General features: G+C 63.3%; 16 protein-coding genes. 9 read left to right on the forward strand and 7 right to left on the reverse strand.

What is annotated here, in order from left to right; genetic code table 11:
- Positions 1-546 precede the first annotated feature (546 nt).
- A complete protein-coding gene (locus tag F8S13_01710) occupies positions 547-1116 on the forward strand; it encodes a hypothetical protein (protein ID KAB8145820.1) in 570 nt (189 codons plus the stop codon).
- Positions 1117-1149: 33 nt separating this feature from the next.
- On the opposite strand, the gene F8S13_01715 is transcribed toward F8S13_01710, so the two are convergent.
- The 4 genes from F8S13_01715 to F8S13_01730 all read right to left on the reverse strand — a co-directional run bounded on the left by F8S13_01715 (position 1150) and on the right by F8S13_01730 (position 3065).
- Entirely contained in the window at positions 1150-1521 is a 372-nt protein-coding gene (locus tag F8S13_01715) for a RidA family protein (protein ID KAB8145821.1), read from the reverse strand.
- A gap of 154 nt (positions 1522-1675) precedes the next feature.
- Positions 1676-2020, reverse strand: coding sequence for a hypothetical protein (locus tag F8S13_01720; protein KAB8145822.1), 345 nt, complete (start codon positions 2018-2020; stop codon positions 1676-1678).
- 76 nt (positions 2021-2096) lie between these two features.
- Positions 2097-2441 carry a winged helix-turn-helix transcriptional regulator gene (locus tag F8S13_01725; protein KAB8145823.1) on the reverse strand — a complete coding sequence of 115 codons (345 nt, stop codon included), beginning with the start codon at positions 2439-2441 and terminating at the stop codon, positions 2097-2099.
- 54 nt (positions 2442-2495) lie between these two features.
- Positions 2496-3065, reverse strand: a complete 570-nt coding sequence (locus F8S13_01730; GenBank protein KAB8145824.1) for an SRPBCC domain-containing protein — start codon at positions 3063-3065, stop codon at positions 2496-2498.
- Between the two features lie 392 nt (positions 3066-3457).
- On the opposite strand from F8S13_01730, the gene F8S13_01735 reads away from it, so the two are divergent.
- From F8S13_01735 to F8S13_01755, 5 genes are all read left to right on the forward strand, one after another.
- The gene (locus tag F8S13_01735; GenBank protein ID KAB8145825.1) at positions 3458-3967 is read left to right on the forward strand and encodes a DinB family protein; all 510 of its coding nucleotides are present in this window, start codon (positions 3458-3460) and stop codon (positions 3965-3967) included.
- A gap of 743 nt (positions 3968-4710) precedes the next feature.
- Positions 4711-5874: a hypothetical protein gene (locus F8S13_01740; protein KAB8145826.1), complete on the forward strand. Its 1164-nt coding sequence runs from the start codon at positions 4711-4713 to the stop codon at positions 5872-5874.
- Between the two features lie 102 nt (positions 5875-5976).
- A complete protein-coding gene (locus F8S13_01745) occupies positions 5977-6438 on the forward strand; it encodes a DUF2207 domain-containing protein (GenBank protein KAB8145827.1) in 462 nt (153 codons plus the stop codon).
- A 112-nt stretch (positions 6439-6550) separates the two neighbouring features.
- Entirely contained in the window at positions 6551-7252 is a 702-nt protein-coding gene (locus F8S13_01750; protein KAB8145828.1) for an SMI1/KNR4 family protein, read from the forward strand.
- Between the two features lie 60 nt (positions 7253-7312).
- Positions 7313-7867, forward strand: a complete 555-nt coding sequence (locus tag F8S13_01755) for an ATP-binding protein (protein KAB8145829.1) — start codon at positions 7313-7315, stop codon at positions 7865-7867.
- Between the two features lie 70 nt (positions 7868-7937).
- On the opposite strand, the gene F8S13_01760 is transcribed toward F8S13_01755, so the two are convergent.
- On the reverse strand, positions 7938-10646 hold the full coding sequence (locus F8S13_01760; protein KAB8145830.1) for a glycoside hydrolase family 2 protein: 2709 nt from the start codon (positions 10644-10646) through the stop codon (positions 7938-7940).
- A 192-nt stretch (positions 10647-10838) separates the two neighbouring features.
- On the opposite strand from F8S13_01760, the gene F8S13_01765 reads away from it, so the two are divergent.
- From F8S13_01765 to F8S13_01775, 3 genes are all read left to right on the forward strand, one after another.
- Positions 10839-11339 carry a YcxB family protein gene (locus F8S13_01765; GenBank protein ID KAB8145831.1) on the forward strand — a complete coding sequence of 167 codons (501 nt, stop codon included), beginning with the start codon at positions 10839-10841 and terminating at the stop codon, positions 11337-11339.
- 115 nt (positions 11340-11454) lie between these two features.
- Positions 11455-12606: a hypothetical protein gene (locus tag F8S13_01770; protein ID KAB8145832.1), complete on the forward strand. Its 1152-nt coding sequence runs from the start codon at positions 11455-11457 to the stop codon at positions 12604-12606.
- Positions 12607-12880: 274 nt separating this feature from the next.
- Positions 12881-13282 (forward strand): hypothetical protein, encoded by a 402-nt coding sequence (locus tag F8S13_01775; GenBank protein ID KAB8145833.1) that lies wholly within the window; start codon positions 12881-12883, stop codon positions 13280-13282.
- A gap of 80 nt (positions 13283-13362) precedes the next feature.
- Here F8S13_01775 and F8S13_01780 read toward each other — a convergent pair whose 3' ends face one another.
- Both F8S13_01780 and F8S13_01785 read right to left on the reverse strand, forming a co-directional pair.
- Positions 13363-14868 (reverse strand): extracellular solute-binding protein, encoded by a 1506-nt coding sequence (locus F8S13_01780; GenBank protein ID KAB8145834.1) that lies wholly within the window; start codon positions 14866-14868, stop codon positions 13363-13365.
- 234 nt (positions 14869-15102) lie between these two features.
- Positions 15103-16491, reverse strand: coding sequence for an extracellular solute-binding protein (locus F8S13_01785; GenBank protein KAB8145835.1), 1389 nt, complete (start codon positions 16489-16491; stop codon positions 15103-15105).
- Positions 16492-16911 lie beyond the last annotated feature (420 nt).

The following is a 16911-nucleotide window of genomic DNA, read 5'->3' on the forward strand; positions in this document are numbered from 1 at the left end:
CCTCTGCTAAAACATAGGTATTCCTCATTTAGACAGCGCCTATGATAGCAGGGTTAGGGCCGTATGTATAGATGTTTGGCGAGATAAAATGACAGTCATCGTCTATTAAGATGGTTGAAAGTGGATATATCGTGTGTTATTGCTTATTTTAGGACATACCTGCTACATAGCGTGCATAGCGTAGCGAAAGCGGCAGAGGCGGCACTAGGGATAATGTCGCCTCTGCCGCTTTCTGATGCGCCAGGCTCGCGATCACATCGCCGACCGCCAGCGTCAAAAGGCAGGATGCCACGGTTATGATCGCGCCTCGGAGCCTATGGCCTGCCCCGCTGGGATCACAGACGGCTAGGTGGTAGGTCGCGAGGCGAGATGTATCTTTTTGCGCGCCAGACTCGTATAGAAAAGCGATCGTGCCGTGATCGTCACGATCGCTCTTTTTGCTGCGGTATCTTTCACAGAACGATAACCAGCAGGGGCGAAAAGACAGTCGCCTATTGCGGTGAGGTGGCGCCATACCTCTGTCGCAATCCTAACCTTGGAGCACCCATGATCTGCCAGAAATGCCACGCCATCCTGCCGCTCGACGCGCTATTCTGCCACACCTGCGGCAGCGCAGTGCGCCCCGCCGCCATCGGCCCCACCCAGCGCCTGCCAGATCCGCCCGCCGCCACCGGCCCCACCCAGCGCCTGCCTAGCCCGCCCAGCGCCACGCCGCTGCGCGACCGCCTGCTGCCCACGCCACCGCCCGGCCAAAGCAGCATCCGCCAGGGCATCTGCCCACGCTGCCACGCCGACACGATCTATACCGACGGAGCATGGCATAACCGCCAGCCTCAGCAGATCTGGATCGCAGCAGAGACTCTAGGCAAAATCACGCACTTTATTTGCCGCTCGTGTGGGTATATGGAATCGTACATACTCGACGATGATGCGAGGGCCGCGATAGAGCGCTACTGGCTGCGGCTTGACCCCAGCTTGCTCACCATCGCGCAGATCGAAGACCAGGTGCGCGAGCTTGTGCGTTCGGGCCTAGTCGGCACGGCGGTGAGCTATGTGCAGCGATACCTGGGGATGAGCGCCGAACGCGCTGAGGAGTATGTGCGCTCGTTTCAGTAGCTCGGCGCTCACAATAATTCGTTGGGCAGTGTACTAACCCTGGCAGGCCACGCCATCCACCTGGATGCGGCAGAAGTCGTCGACAAACTGGCTGGTGATCGTGGTGCGTGCGGGCGGCTCGGTGGGGAAGATCTCGCTCCAGGCCTCGTGCATGCCGTCGAAATCGGCAATATCGCGCAGGATGACGGTCACTTTGAGCAGGCTGGCTAGGTCGGCATCAACCGAGCGCAGAGCCTCGGCCAGGTGGCGGAAGGTCTGGCGCGTCTGCTCTTGGATGGTGGGCAGGATGGCCCCGTCATCCCCGCACGAGCCGCCGAAATGGCCAAGGTAGATCGTGCCCTGGTGGATGACCATGGTCGCCACACCATAGCTGTCGTAGGGCGGGATGGTGATGTGCTGTGGCATAGAGGTGCGCCTTTCGCAGGGGCCGCGCCGCACTGGCACGGCAAAAAGACTAACGGCGCACTATAGTACATTTGTTCGTATCCTGTCAAGTCACGCCGCGATCAGGGCGGGCCTCTGTTTTTTGGCAAAAAGGCTACGTTGCGGATCAGGCGGTTTACAGCGCCGCCCGCACCCGCTCCTCGGCGATGCGCAGCGCCCGCAGCCGGTTGCGCTGCAGGGTGTGCTGGGCGGTGCCGGGCGCAAACTGCTCCTGGGTCTGCGCCACCTTGGCGATCATCGCGGCCAGCGTGCGGGCGGCCTCCTGCAGCTCCTCAGGCCCACATGATGACGCAACGCCGGGATGCGCCTGTAGCAGCGCCGACGCGAGACGCAGCGCGCGCAAGTTTTGGTGCAGCATGCGGTGCTGCCATGTGCCCTCCGCCACCTTCTGCTGCGCCTTCTCGGATTTGCTGATCAGCGATGCCAACGGGCGAAGCTCTTCTTCTGTATAGACCGACATGCTCGGTTTCCTCCAGCTGTATCACGTAGACCAACTATGGGCACGCAAACGATCTGGACAGCCGATGTGCGCTGCCCTACTCGCCTGGCTGCTCCCGCTCGACCCAGGCCTTGAGCCGCAGCAGCCGCGCATCCCACGTGGCACCCACCGCGCTCACCCAGCGCTCAAGCTCGCCCAGCGGCTCGGGGGTGAGCGTGTAGCGCTTCTCGCGCCCCGCCTGGTGCACCGCCACCAGCCCGGCGTGCTCAAGCACGGTCAGGTGCTTGAGAATGCCCTGGCGCGTGATCGGGTACTCCTGGGCCAGCTGGGTGGCGGTCTTCGGGCTATACTCCGCTAGGTTGAGCAGCAGCCTGCGGCGCATTGGGTCGGCCAGCGCCTCGAAAACGGATTGCTGGCGGTCTATGGCATCTCTGTCTAGCATTGGCATCTACCCTGCCGCCGCCGCCCGCGCTCTGGCGCACCGCGCAGCCATGCGTCAGAAACCCTGAGGGTACGGCAGCGTGTTCCCTTCTACGTGCGCCTTCACATTTTCCAGCATCATACCAAAGCCCACGGCATGCTGCTGCGACAGATTCTCCCAGTCGGCAGGCGCGCTGTCGCCATGGGCGGTATACGTCACCGTCAGGCGCGTGCCCTGGCCCTCCGCTCGCAGCGCGTAGGCCGTCACCTGATAGGCCCCCGAGGCGTCGGGGAGGGTCTGGATGGCGAAATGCTGGGGCGGGTCGACGTGCTGGATGATCTGAGTGTACAGCTCGGCCCCGGTCTGCGGGTCGCGCGTGAACAGCTTGCCGCCAACCTCCAGCGCGGGCATCTGCCACGCGGTGCCCGGCGAAAACCACTGCTCCATCTGCACGGGGTCGGTGATGGCCTGCCACACCCGCTCGCGCGGCGCGGCGATCCAGATATCCCGTTCCACAGCATGCTGCGCCATACGCTCTCCTCTCATGTGCAACCAATAAGTTGCAAATACTATAGAGGCAATCGCATCCGCTGTCAATACCCTAGATATCCGGCTGAAGGTGACATGCCCGCCAGATCTGCGCATCTAGGCTGAAGCAAGACTACCTTTCCGCTGCTATACTGCCCTCCATATCGCAAGCTGCTTCAGCAGCCTGGGGCTGGGCCAGCATCAACCCGCATCGTAGAGCGGTCAGGTACCGCAACGAGGTGAAGCATATTGACACATGCCATGCGCAAGCAGACCAACAGCTCCACACAATACCCATCTAGGAGATACCCATGCGCACCATGAAACAAATCCTTCTGGCACTATGGCTTGGGCTGTCCCTGTTTGTCGGCAGCGGATGGGCATTCAGCCACAGCACTACACCAGCGCAGCTCGTGGGCGCACCTGATAATGGCGGAGGAAGTGGCTAGGCACTACCCACTCAGTTCAGAAGTAGCCAAGAAGCCCACAGCAGAGAAAAGAGAGCACTTATGGATCTCGCCACAATCACCCAGGAGCTTCAGCACAGCGCCACGATGATCCGCGCGCTGGTGGTGGGCGTGTCGCCCGAGCAGGCCCGACAGCGCCCCTCCGCCGACGCGTGGTCGATGCTTGAGGTGGTCTGCCACCTCTACGATGAGGAGCGCGAGGACTTTCGCGAGCACCTCGACTTCATCCTGCACCGCCAGGGCGGGGAGTGGTACGACAACACCCCCGAGGAGTGGGTGACGCAGCGCGCCTATCACCAGCAGGACATCGCCAAGATGCTGGAGAAGTTCCTCGACGAGCGCGGGCGGTCGCTGGCGTGGCTCGCTGGGCTGCAGAGCCCCGACTGGGACAAGAGCTACACCATGCCAGACTACAGCATCAGCGCGGGCGACATGCTGGCCTGCTGGGCCGCGCACGACAACCTGCACATCCGCCAGCTCGTCGAGATCCGGCGCGCGCTGATCGAGCAGATGGCTGCGCCATACGCTCTCTCCTATGCGGGGGAGTGGTAACGGGTATTGCGATCCATCGGTCATACCCACTTTTACCGGCGATCTTTTCAATCATGAGAGCGATCTGCCATGAGATATCCAGCATTTATAGCTCAATTGCTTCATATGCTCAGAAGCATACCCCCACGAAAATTCTTGGTGGCAGTTGCGCTGTATGCCACAGTGTACCTTGTTGATCTGGCACCCCTATATCTCTACACATCGATCTGGGGTTCATCAAGCGTATGTGTTTCCGATCCTTTCGGTCGCGACCCGCAAGAAGAGCCGCATGATTTTGAGAGCGTGCCATACATGATAGATATAAACACAATAGTGCTGCTCTTTAAGGCAAAATGCTTAGACTCTCAGACCAAACAGCAAAACAGAGAAGATCTATCATTTTTATTTATACAAAGAAAAGCAGGTATATGGTCTCCGCTCAGAGATATGCGTACTATTAATCATTTTAGCTTCGACCAAAATGGAATACGATATCAAATACTGGAGCCATCCGACAGCAATATTCATCAACGCTTTCTCTTAGGATCAATAACCAACGCTGGCATTTATAGCATACGATCAACATACAGCAACGGAACAACCTTGAACGTAGAGATAAAATATACCATGTTTGCACTACATATAAACCAGGCCAATGAGCTATGCTCGCTAAGCGCATACGATGATACAGGAACGCTTCTCACGACATTAGAGGTCGAAAAAACATCCGCCAGCTGCAATCATTAATGAAACGAAGGTCACATATGCCCACAGGCCTTGCTGCGCTCGAACACACTGACTGGGGTCGGCTCTACCACGCCTACGGGCGGGCAACAGACACACCGGAGCACCTGCGCGCCCTGCTGGGGCAGCAGGAGGCCGCGCGCAGACATGCTATCGCTCACCTCTGGTCGGCCATCATCCACCAGGGCACGCCGTGGACCGCCACCGCCCCCACAGCGCTGGTGATCGCCGGGCTGCTGCGGGATGGCGCGATCGATCGCGGCGACCCGATCTGGGCCGATCTGCTCGCCTTCCTGGCGGCCATCGCCGAGCTGGCCCAGCAGGCGGACAGCCACCGCGAGGAGCTTGAGGGCACCGCCGCGCTCGACATCGAGATGCTGATCGACGACGAGGACGAGGCGGCGATCTTCGAGGATGAGGAGGCGGCAGAGGCGCTGTACGCCCGCGCGCTGCTCGGCTGTATCCAGGCGGCCCCCGTGCTCATGCCGGTGCTGCTGAGCGGGCTGGAGCACCCCAGCCCACGCGCCAGGGCCAACGCCGCGATGGGCGCGGTCGATCTGGCCCGCACCGAGGCACTGCACGGCCAGGCACAGGAGCTTGAGCGGCGGCTGCTGGCGCTGGCCCGCGCCGCACCCACCAGCGACGAGCGCAGCGCCCATGTGCTGGCGCTGGGCAGCCTCGGGCACACGCCGCTGGCCTTTCTGGATGACGCATCGCCAGCGGTGCGGCTGTGCGCCGCGCTCGCCCCGAGCCTGGCGGGCCACCCCCGCGCCACCGGCGAGCTGCTGGGCGCGCTAGAGCGCCACGCGGCGGAGATCGACGGCTGGTTTACCGAGCGACCGCCGCAGCTGCCCGCGCACCCGCGCTTCGCGGTGGTGGCGCGGCTGGTCGAGCAGGTGCGCGACTTCGCGCAGCTGGCCGAGGCGGCCATCGCGGCGGTCGAGGTGGGCACGCTGCACAGCGCCGACTTCGACTGGGGGCCGCTGCTGCGCGCCGCCTTCTCCGCTGGCGACGGCCAGATCGCCAGCGAGGCGCAGCGCCGCTACCTGGCCGCGCTGGTGCGGCGCGCCGAGCTGTGGAACCCGACGTTTGGCAACGCATCGCTGCAGTTCCGGCGGGCCGGGCTGCCCTATGACCGCGAGGCGTGCGCGCGGCTGGTCGGCGCGGCGGGCGAGCTGGGGTAGCATCGTTGGGGCGCATCCTATATAGCGCGGAAACCTGCAAGGTATGAGATGCGTATCTTTTCTAGAGCAGCCTGATTGCTCAACTGATCGTTGGAGCGACCTATGAGCACCGGAAAAGTATCGTTCGTCCGCAGCGGCATCATAGCGGCCATTGTGCTCTTCATGCTATTCGCCATCACCCTACTGGGCAGCAACTATTGGGTTAGGCTCACGCTGATCATACTTGGTATCGGCATCACGCTGGTTTATATTGGGCTGGCGTTCGCCGCGCTGCGCACCGCCGAGGGTGGCCGCCGCACCCTGCAGATCGTTGGGCTAGTAGCCAGCATCTTGTTCGCCATCGGCATCATCGCCAGCCAGCTGAACCTGCTGGGCCAGGCCAGCAGCAGCGCTGTGCCGTATCTGCTGTTTGCCTACTTGTTGCTCTCCACTCTGATCTTCATCATCGATGGCATCTGGGGCAAAAATTACTGGGCTGCGTGGCGGCGCTATATCATCCCATCGATTATCGGCGTGGCGCTCTTGATCGGCGGCATCTTCGCATGGGTGTCGCTGGCAAGCTAGGGCGGGCAGCCCATGTTTCACGGGCGGCAGGCGGCTCACGGGCTGCTTGTCGCCCGCTTTTTGTGCTACACTCTGCGGCACATGAAAGGCACGGTTTGGGGCATAATCCGACATGAACACCGACGAAAAGATTGTTCGCATCAAACAGGTGCTCCCCCAGCTTCAAACGCTCGATCCAGACTACCGCGTCTTTGGCTCGCAAAGACATCGCTATCTGCTGAATCCCGTTCTTCCCGAGGCCGATGCGCTGGCCTTCGAGCAGCAGCACGGCATTCGGCTGCCCGAGGGCTACCGGCGCTTTCTGACCGAGATCGGCGACGGCGGCGCGGGGCCGTACTATGGGCTTGAGCGCTTGCAGGACAGCCTGTTTCTCGACCTGGACCGCAAGATTGAGCAGGCATATGGCGATCCGTCCAAGCCATTTCTGCTGACCTCGCGCTGGAATATGGACTACGACGGCGATGATGACGATGCGCAGGCCTACGCGGCCTTTGAAGAGGAGTACTACCAGCCCGCGCGGGTCGATGGGCTGCTGCGGATCTGCAATTTCGGGTGCGGCGTGGCGCTGAACCTGGTGGTCAACGGCGCGGAGTACGGCAACATGTGGGTGGATGACCGCGCAAGCGACGGCGGCATCTACCCCGACCCCTACTTCGAGCAGGAGGGGCGCACGCAGTTCCTCGACTGGTACCTGCTGTGGCTCGCCAGGGCGCTGTCCGAGGTCGATAGGCAGCCAGCGCATCGGCGCTTGCCGATCCTGCTCGCCGATGCGCTCAGGCAGATCGGCACCATCGCACGGCGGGTTTTCCCCTAGCAAATGCCGCATGCCTGCGAACGCAAAAAAAATGGCAAGATCTGATGAAAAGGAGGTGTTATGGCAGCGCCGATCTTTCTTCTCAGCGGGCCGCCGGGGGCGGGCAAGAGCACCGTGGCGGCGGCGCTGCTGCGGCGTTTCCCCCACGGGCTACACCTGCCGGTCGACGACCTGCGCGAGCTGGTGGTCTCTGGAATCGCCCACCCCGTGCCGCAGTGGACCGCTGAGACGACGCGCCAGTTTAGGCTGGCCCGCCAGGGTGCGGCGCATCTGGCTGCCATGTACGCCCGCGAGGGCTTCGCCGTGGCCATCGACGACATCATCATGCCCGACGAGGTGGATCGTATCTTCGCGCCCGTATTCGCGGGGCTGGGTTTCTACCGCGTGCTACTGCTGCCGAGCGTGGAGACCGCGCTCCAGCGCAACCGCGAGCGCACCAGCAAGCCGTTCGACACCAGCGTGCTGATCGGGACGATCCGAGAGCTTCACCAGGTCTTCCGCAGTCTGGCGATCCCCGCCGACTGGGCCGTGATCGAAAGCAGCCAGCTGACGGTCGAGGGGAGCGTAGAGGCCATCCTCACCTTTGCGAATCCATCGTTGGGAAGAAAAAAGTGATCCGATATGTAAACCTTTACAGCATCCCCCGCGCACGTCGCTGGCACCTGCGCGGGGGATGCTGCGCAGCCTAGCTGGCGCGCACCACCACTGCGGCGGGCCGCACGCCCTCGCCCGTGGCCTCCAGCACGATCTCGCCAGCAGCGCCGGTGGACTGCACGATCACCTGGGCTAGGCCGTTGAAGGTGGCGCGGCACCAGGGCGCGGCGGGCGTGTCGATGCGCAGCGCCGCCGGGTGGATCTGGAGCAGGCCCTCTCGCGCGCCCCAGGCCTCGAAGCGCCGCGCGGCCTCGATACGCAGCACGTTGCCCTCGGGCAGCAGCGCGGGCAGCGACAGCGCCGCGCGCAGCTGCTCGGGCGAGGCGTCGACCAGCAGCGCCGCGCCGTTGAGCGTGACGGTCTGCTGCGGGCCAAGCGCGTTCAGCAGCAGCGTGGCGGTCTCGCCCTCGGCCAGGGCGGGCGCGTCGAAGCGCGCCTCGAAGCTCAGGCCGCCCTCGGTGATCGCGGCATCGGGGGCCTGCCACGCGCCCAGCTTCACCACGCGCACCGCATCCACAAACTGGTCCGGCTCGTGGCTCGACGGGTCGCCGTTGCCCACACCGATGATCCGGCCCGGGCCGCGCAGCGCGAAGCGCACCTGCTCGCACGCCGTCGGCACCAGCCGCCCTTCGGCGTCGCGGTGCTCCACCATCACCACGGCCACATCGCAGCCGTCGGCCAGGATGTGCGGGCGGTCGGCGCTCAGCGCGATGGCGGCGGGAGCGCCTGTGGTCTGCACCTGCTGCTCCATCACCGGCTGGCCAGCGCGGAAGCCGCGCGCCAGCAGCGCACCAGGGGCGTAGGACACCTGCCATGTTAGGTGGTCGTTGGGCGGCATCGTCTTGCGGCCCTGCGACACGCCGTTGAGGAACAGCTCGACCTCCTCGGCGTTGCTGTGCACCGTCACGTCGATAGGCTGGCCCTCGCGCCCCGCCCAGTTCCAGTGCGGGAAGATGTGCAGCACATCCTCATCGGCCCACCACGCCTTCAGGTAGTAGTAGCCATCCTTGGGGAAGCCGCACATGTCCAGAATGCCAAACTGAGACCCAATCGCCGGGTAGCCGTAGGGCGTCGGCTCGCCGCGATAGTCGAAGCCGGTCCAGTAGAACACGCCCGCCGCCCACGGTCGCGCCGCGTAGTACCGCCAGCCGACCTCGGCGTTGCCGCCGGATGTGCCGTCCTCCAGCGGGGCCAGGTGCGCCCTGGCCGCATCCTCCACATAGATGCCGCGCGTGGCCTGCGTGGTGGTCTCCTCGGTGCCGATGATCACCTGCCAGGGGTAGTCGGCGTGCTGCCTATTGGTGTTGGCCTGCTTGATGTAGTTCACGCCCGCCGCCAGGATGGTGTGCGAGATGCCGCCCCAGCCGCCGCTGATCGCCGCCGTGGTGATGCGGCTGGGGTCCAGGCGGCGCGCGTAATCCTGCATGGTCTGGGCGATGCGCGCGCCCTTGATGTTGCCCTCGATCGCCCACTCCTCGTTGCCCACCGACCAGATGATCACGCTGGGGTGGTTGCGGTCGCGCAAGATCATCTGCTCTAGCTGGCGCAGGTGCCACTCGTTGCTGCCCATCAGGCGGTTCTCGTCGATCACCACCATGCCCAGGCGGTCGCAGGCATCCAGCAGCTCGGGCGTGGGCGGGTGGTGCGAGCAGCGGTAGGCGTTGCCGCCCATGGCCTTCAGCAGCCCGATGCGGTAGTCCTGCATGGCGTCGGGAAGGGCCACGCCGATCCCAGCGTGATCCTGGTGGTTGTTGCTGCCCTTCAGCATCACGCGCTGGCCGTTCAAGAAGAAGCCGCCGTTGGGGTCGAATACGACCGTGCGGAGGCCAAACGGCGTCTCGACCACATCCACCACGCGCCCGCCCTGGCGCACCGTGGTGACGAGCGTGTGCATGGTCGGCGTCTCAATCGACCACAGCGCGGGGTTCGCCACCTCGGCCTCGGCCTGGTGCTGCCGCACCTCGCCGGGCTGGATGTGGCCGCCCAGCGGGGCCAGCGCGGCCACCTGGCCATCTGGGCCGCGCACCACCTGCTCGATGGTATAGCCCGCCGCCTCGCGACCATCGTTCACGAGGGCCGTGTCCACGGTGATGATGGCGCTGCCATCGGCAAGCGCGGTGCGCACCCACACGCCATGGCGGGCCACGTGCAGCGGCGCGATCTTCACCAGCCAGGCGTGGCGGTAGATGCCCGCGCCCTCGTAGTACCAGCCCTCCTCCATGGTCGCATCGGCGCGCACCGCGATCAGGTTTTGGCCGCCATAGTTCAGGTAGTCGGTCACATCGTAGCTGACGCCCAGGTAGCCGCTCGGCTCCTCGCCCACCAAGAAACCGTTGACGAACACACGCCCGCTGCGGTAGATGCCGTCGAACTCGACCAGGATGCGGCGGCCCAGGTCGGACTCGGGCACGAAGAAGCTGCGGCGATACCAGCCCACGCTGTTCTCGGGGAAGCGGTGGCCGATAGCCTTAAAGCCGTGGCTGGCCGAGCCGCGCGCGTCGAAGGGCAGCGCCACCGCCCAGTCGTGCGGCAGGTCGACGGCGCGCCAGCCACGGTCGTCGAAGGCCGGGCTGGCCGGACCGTCGCCGTAGCCGGTCTTGGCCAGGTATGAGAAATAGCCGGTGCCGTGGCTAAAATCCTTGCTAAAATCGGCGGCGTGGCCGAGCGAGAAGCGCCAGCCGTCGTCGATACGGGTGCGCTCGCGGGCGGGCGTGGGCGGGGGGGTGGTAGGGTGACTCATGCGATTCCTCTAGGCATTCGGCGGGGAAGCGGCCCGTGGCGCGCTCCGCACAGCGCCGCGCCGCACAGCGGGGTGGGCGCGACGCGCACGAGTATAGCACGTCTGGGCGGGCAGAAATACGGCGGCGGTGTACGATAGCTACGCTATACTGGTGAGGTGTACGCCATAGCTTCAGCAGAATGCGAGCAAATCGTGCAAATCACCTACACATCTGGCCCCGCCGAGCGGGCCGTAGCGGCGCGCTACGCCCTTGCGCCAATCATGCCGCGCGTCTTACGGATCGCGCAGGCCAGCGCCGTAGGGGCGCTGATCCTCAGCCTTCTCTTCACGCGGCTATCTGCCGGATCCTTTCGCATCGCCGATCTGCTCTTATCTCTCTGCATGGCACTGGCCATGTTTGCAAATGTGCGCTTTCTCTACCCGATCAGCACCATCGATCGGTGCCGAAGGCAGCGGCCAAAATTTGCGCAGATCACGGCACAGTTTGACGACCGGGGTATCACCATCCTCACCGATGGCACACGGAGCACCCTCGCCTGGTCGCTGGTGCAAAATGCCGCCATCCAGCCGCCATATCTGCTCATCCTGCTCGAGCGCAACGCAGCGATGGCCTTCCCGCTCTCGGCATTTCCTGACGACAGCGCTGCCGAGTGCCTCGCGCTCATCCGCTCGCACCGCACCACTGCCGTATAGAGCATAGATCGTTGGGATGCGTGCTCTATATTGGAAACATATTAGGAGTATCACCATGCTCTCACAGGCATATACACCCCGGTGGGGCGCACTGGTAGCGCTAGCAGCGTGCGCCGTGCTAGCAGCATGTGCCGCACCCGCCGCCCCGCCCCAAGCCAGCGTCACAGCCACAGCCACGCCCACGCCCACCCCCGCCCACGCCGCAGCGGGCATCCAGCAGACGCTTGACCGCTACACCCAGGCCTACAACCAGAACGACCAGCAGCTGCTCACGCAGATCATCGACCCGCAGCGGCTGCCATTCCGCCGCTTCACGCTCAGCAACTTCACCAGCTTCCAGTCCTCGTGGGAGCACGACCGCGCCAGAGCATCGCTCAAATTGCTGGGCACCACCCCGCTGAGCGACGGACTCGTTCTCGCCCACATCCAGGCCAGCAACGGCAATCTGGCCGACTGGCCGCTGCGCCAGGTCGATGGCCAGTGGCTGCTCTCCGAGCCATCCAAGCAGCAGCTCGGCACGCCCAGCGATATGACCATCGGCCACATCACCTTCACCACCTATCCTTGGGCCGACGACATCAACCAAGAGGTCATCGACCTCATGCGGCAGGCCCAGCACGATGCGGCGGATCGGCTGGGCAAAGATACTGACACCAAGCTCAACGTTATCATCAAGCCCAGCTTCGAGCTTAGCCCCTTCGAGAATGCCGGTTATGTCGCAGTGTATAAGCCAAACTACGGGCCGCACGGCCACGATCTGATCGAGATCTTTGCGCCGCACACCTACATGTTCGGATTCTACGGCAAATCTGGCGGCTGGCAGCGCGAGCTGCGGCAGACCTTGACCCACGAGTACGCCCACATGATCCACAAGCGCGTCTTCGGCAATGTTGGCTACTTCACCGGCTGGATGACCGAGGGGCTGGCCACCTACGTCTCACAAGAGCCGATCGGGGCCACCATCCGCCGTGCGCTCAGCTCACACGCGATCATCCCGCTCATCGACAAGCAGCATAGCATCGACAAATACGACCTGATGCACATGCGCGCGATCACCAGCGACCGCCCGCAGGCCTACGCCCTAGCCGCATCGGTGGTCGCCTATATCGACGAGCGCTACCACGGGCTTGACTCGTTCTGGAAGATGGCCCGCAACTACCAAGATTCGCAGGATATCGATCAGGCCATGCGCGATGCGCTCGGCACCAGCGCCGACGACTTCGAGCGCGACTGGGAGACATGGCTGGCGAAGACCTACGCAAGCTAGCAGCGCTGCCACCTCCTCCCTCACGCCGATAGGCGCTCCTATCCGCGCACGAGCGGCGCATCCTACCCAAGGCCGATAGCTCCTATCCGCGCACGAGCGGCGCATCCTACCATGGTCAGATATGCTCATTCCAACGGGGTATATTCCTCCTCCACGACTGCAGGAGTCCGATAATCAGCCGCCGCGTCGCGTTTGGGTAAGTGTCAATGAGCAACCGCTCAGGCGAAACCGAGCAGCGACTGCTGCAATCTGAACAACGAGGAGACAGGAGACCATGGACCGACGACTTTCGACCAGCGTGGTGATCGACGGGGTGGATGACGAGACCTTCGGCTCGAACGAGTACGGCCACCTAGAGGACACCACCGAGGCCATTCTCAGCGAGACCAGCCAGCCCGCCAACGTGCTCTCCAGCGAGCTGCGCTTCGGCGGCGAGGTGCGGATCGAGCTTGACCTGATCGGCCAGCTGCGCACCAACGGCGACGTGCTGGTGCAGGGCACGGCCAAGCTGTTCGAGGGCACCAGCGAGAACACCAACGACCTGGACGGCACCAAGAACTTCAGCGTGCTGGTCCCGGCGGGCAAGCTGGTGAACACCAAGCAAGTGGTGAAGAACACCGACGAGGGCGGCGACTACGCCACCATCCGCATCAACTTCGCCAACTTCCCGGCCTAGCCGGCAGCATACGCGAAGCGCCCTGGATCGCAGGCTTGCGATCCAGGGCGCTTTGTATATCCAGGCAGCAGGCGAAAGGCCTACTTTGCCGACTTGAAGACCTCCGCCGCCTGCGACCGGATCTGGGCCGCAGCATCGGCGGGGGACAGCTCGCCTTTCAGCACCTGCGTGGTGGTCTTGCCATACACGCCGCTGGATATCTGCGAGTGGAACGGCGGCGGCGGCGAGTCAAGCGGCGACGACACCGACTCGACCTCGGTGATATATTTGAACACCTGCTGCTGCATCGGCATCAGGCCGCCCTTGATCGCGCTGCGCACCTTGGGCACGATCGGCACACCGCGCTCGGCGGCCAGGATGACGTTGGCCTCGGGCGAATTGAGGAAGAAGTTGATAAACAGCGCCGCCTCGTCGGGGTGCTTGGTGGTGGATGGGATGGAGAAGAACATCGACGGCTTGAGGTAGACGCCCTCGCTGCCCCCGGCCACGCGCGGCGTCTGAACCAGCGCCAGCTCGCGGCCAGCGGCGGCGGCCACTGCCTCGGCCTGGTTGCTCCACGAGAGCTTCATCGCCGCCTCGCCGGTGACGATCATCGACTCCTCCAGCTTGGTGGTGCCGCGCTCCTCATCAGCCTTCATCGAGGTCATCGCGCCCGAGGCCTGCATATCGACCAGCATCTGAAAGAACTGCGCGGCCACCGCATCGTCGGTGTAGCCCAGGTCGCTGCCCTGCTGGTTATACATCGACTGGCCATGCTCTTTCAGGTAGAGGTTGAAGAAATCGTAGTTGGAAAAGCGCTCGACGCCGTAGATCCCCAGCTTCTGGTGGATGGTGGTGGCCGCCTGCTCGAAGTCCTTCCATGTCCAGTCGGAGGTCGGCTCGGCCACACCCGCCGCCTTGAACTTGGCCGGGTCGTAGATCAGCGTGATCGCGTTGGTGCCCAGCGAGACGCCATACAGCTTCTCGCCCTTGCGCCCGCCCGCCAGCTGCTCATCGGCCACCTTGTCCAGCTGGATAACCCCCGACGCCACATAGGGGTTCAGCGAGAGCAGGTTACCCTGCGACACCCAGCTGTCCATGAACGCGTAGTCCTGCTGCATCACATCGGGCAGTTTGCCCTCGGTCGCCTCGGTGTTGAGCTGCGGCCAGTAGTCGCGCACCTCGGCATACTCGGGGGCAATTTTGATATGTGGGTATTCTTGCTCGAACAGCTTGATCACCGCAAGCGTGCGCTCGTTGCGGGTGGGCGAGCCCCACCATGCGACGCGCAGAGTCACTGGCTCGGCGCTGGTGGCGGCGGGGGCAGCCGTCTCGGCGGCGACGACAGCCGCAGCCGTCGCAGAAGAATCAGCAGGGGTAGAAGCGACAGATGGCTGAGTCCCAGTAGCTGGCACGCCACACGCGGCAAGAAACGCCGAGCTGAGCAGCACAGCCGAGGCTACCCAAGACGTCATTCCCTTCATCAATGGTCTCCTTAGCATAGGGGCAGAAAACGAACAATTGCCACTACATGATCCAGCCAGCGTGGCGAGCGCGGTCGATCTGCTCCTATAGCGCAGCCCACAGATGCCCACCAGGATCGACATGGATCAAAGCCTTGTTCAGAACATCTCACTCTCTCATAGTATACCCGGATAATTACCAATTTCTGTTAACGGTCTTATCATCTTTACCCTGACAATTTTCTCACCCTGGACCAGCGATCGGCTCGCTTCATGGCCTACACTGGCCCGCCACAAGGCATAGCTCGCGCTCAGCAAAAAAACATCGGGCCAGCCCTGCGGAGCTAGCCCGATAGTGTGCCCACGGTCAGCGGTCTGCTATTTTTCCTGTAGGATCGCGGTGAGCTGAGCTCGCAGCTGCGCAGCCGCCTCGTCGGCAGTGATCTGGCCGCTCAGCAGCTGGTTGATCAGCGGATCATAGATCTCGGCTGAGATCTTGGCAAAGCTCGTCGGGTCGGGCGGGTTGAGCGGCGAGGCCACCGTCTCGACCTCACCAATATACCGGAAGACCTCCTGCTGCATGGGGAGCAGGTTGGGCTTGATCGCCTTACGTACTGCGGGGATAATCGGCACGCCCCGCTCGGCAGCCAGGATCGTGTTGGCCTCGGGCGAGTTGATGAAAAAATCGATAAAGAGCGCTGCCGCATCGGGGTGCTGCGTCTTCGACGATATCGAGAAGAACATCGACGGCTTGAGGAACAGGCCCTCGCTGCCCTCCGCCACGCGCGGCGTCTGCACCAGCGCCAGCTGATGCTCGGGATTTGCGGCGGAAAGCGCCACCGCCTGGTTGCTCCAGAGCATCTTCATCGCGGCCTTGTTATTCACGATCAGCGACTCCTCTAGGGCGAGGCCCCCCCGAGAGGAGTCGGTCTCCAGCGGGGCCATCGCTCCCGACGCATCCAGATCGACCAGAAGTTGGAAAAACGAGGACGCTAGTCTATCATCGGTATAGCCAAGGCCCGTTCTCTGATCATTGTAGGGCCATTTGCCATGCTCTTTCAGGTAGATTTTGAGAACATCGAGGTTCGAGATCTGCTCGACGCCATAGATGCCCAGCTTGTCGTGGAGCGTGGTGGCCGCCTGCTTGAAGTCGTCCCAGGTCCAGTCGGCGGTCGGCTCGGCCACGCCCGCCGCCTTGAACTGCGCCGGGTCGTAGAGCAGCGTGATCGCATTGGTACCCAGCGAGATGCCATACATCTGGTCGCCGATACGCCCACCGGCCAGCTGCTCATCCGCCACACCATCCAGGTGGATATCTTTCTCCGAGACGTAGCGGTTGAGCGAGAGCAGCTTGCCCTTGGAAACCCACTCGCCGATCCGCGAGTAGTCCTGTTGGATCACATCGATGGTCGTCCCCTCGGCCTCCTGCTTGCCCAGCAGATCCCAGTAGTCTTTAAAATCGACGTAGACCGGAACAACTGTGACGTTCGGGTGCGCTTTCTCAAACAGATCGATGACCTGAAGCGTGCGATCATGGCGATTTTTGCTGCCCCACCACGCGACACGCAGCGTCACAGGGGCGCTGGTGCCTGCGGTGGGGGTGGGGGCGCTGGTGCTCGCGGGGGGAGGCGTTGCCGCCTGGGTGGGCTGGGGTGTCGCTGCCGCCGGGGCCATGGTACACGAGGCGAGGAGCATACAGAGCAGCGACGCAGCTGACGCGATCCATGGCCTGTTGATCTTCATCGGAGCTCTCCTCAAATAAACCATACTGCGTGGCGCAAGCGGTGGTACAAGCGATGTGGTATCCGCCGTTAATAGAACGCTAGTGTACCGCAGGGCAATTACCTATGCTTACCTTACAGCGCTTGGCACTTGGCGCTCCCGCCTGGTCAGCTGGCGATGATCCTGCATTGCCGACATCACCCGCAATCCGATGCACGCACTGCCGCACCATGGATGTAGGGGCGGGTCTGGTGCCCGCCCCATTGCAACCCACCGCAGGCATCGAACGCCAACCGATGAGCACGGTACGTGGCGATGCTGATCGGCTTCGCGTTCATCGGCGTCATCGAACGCCTCGGCGATGGATACAATGAAACACGTAGAGGCGGGCACGAGACCCGCCCCTACGTCAACGATCGCATCGCACCCATGCCCACCTGCTGCCGTGGCACCCACCAGGCTGCC

It is taken from the genome of Chloroflexia bacterium SDU3-3, from assembly GCA_009268125.1.
Taxonomy (GTDB): domain Bacteria; phylum Chloroflexota; class Chloroflexia; order Chloroflexales; family Roseiflexaceae; genus SDU3-3.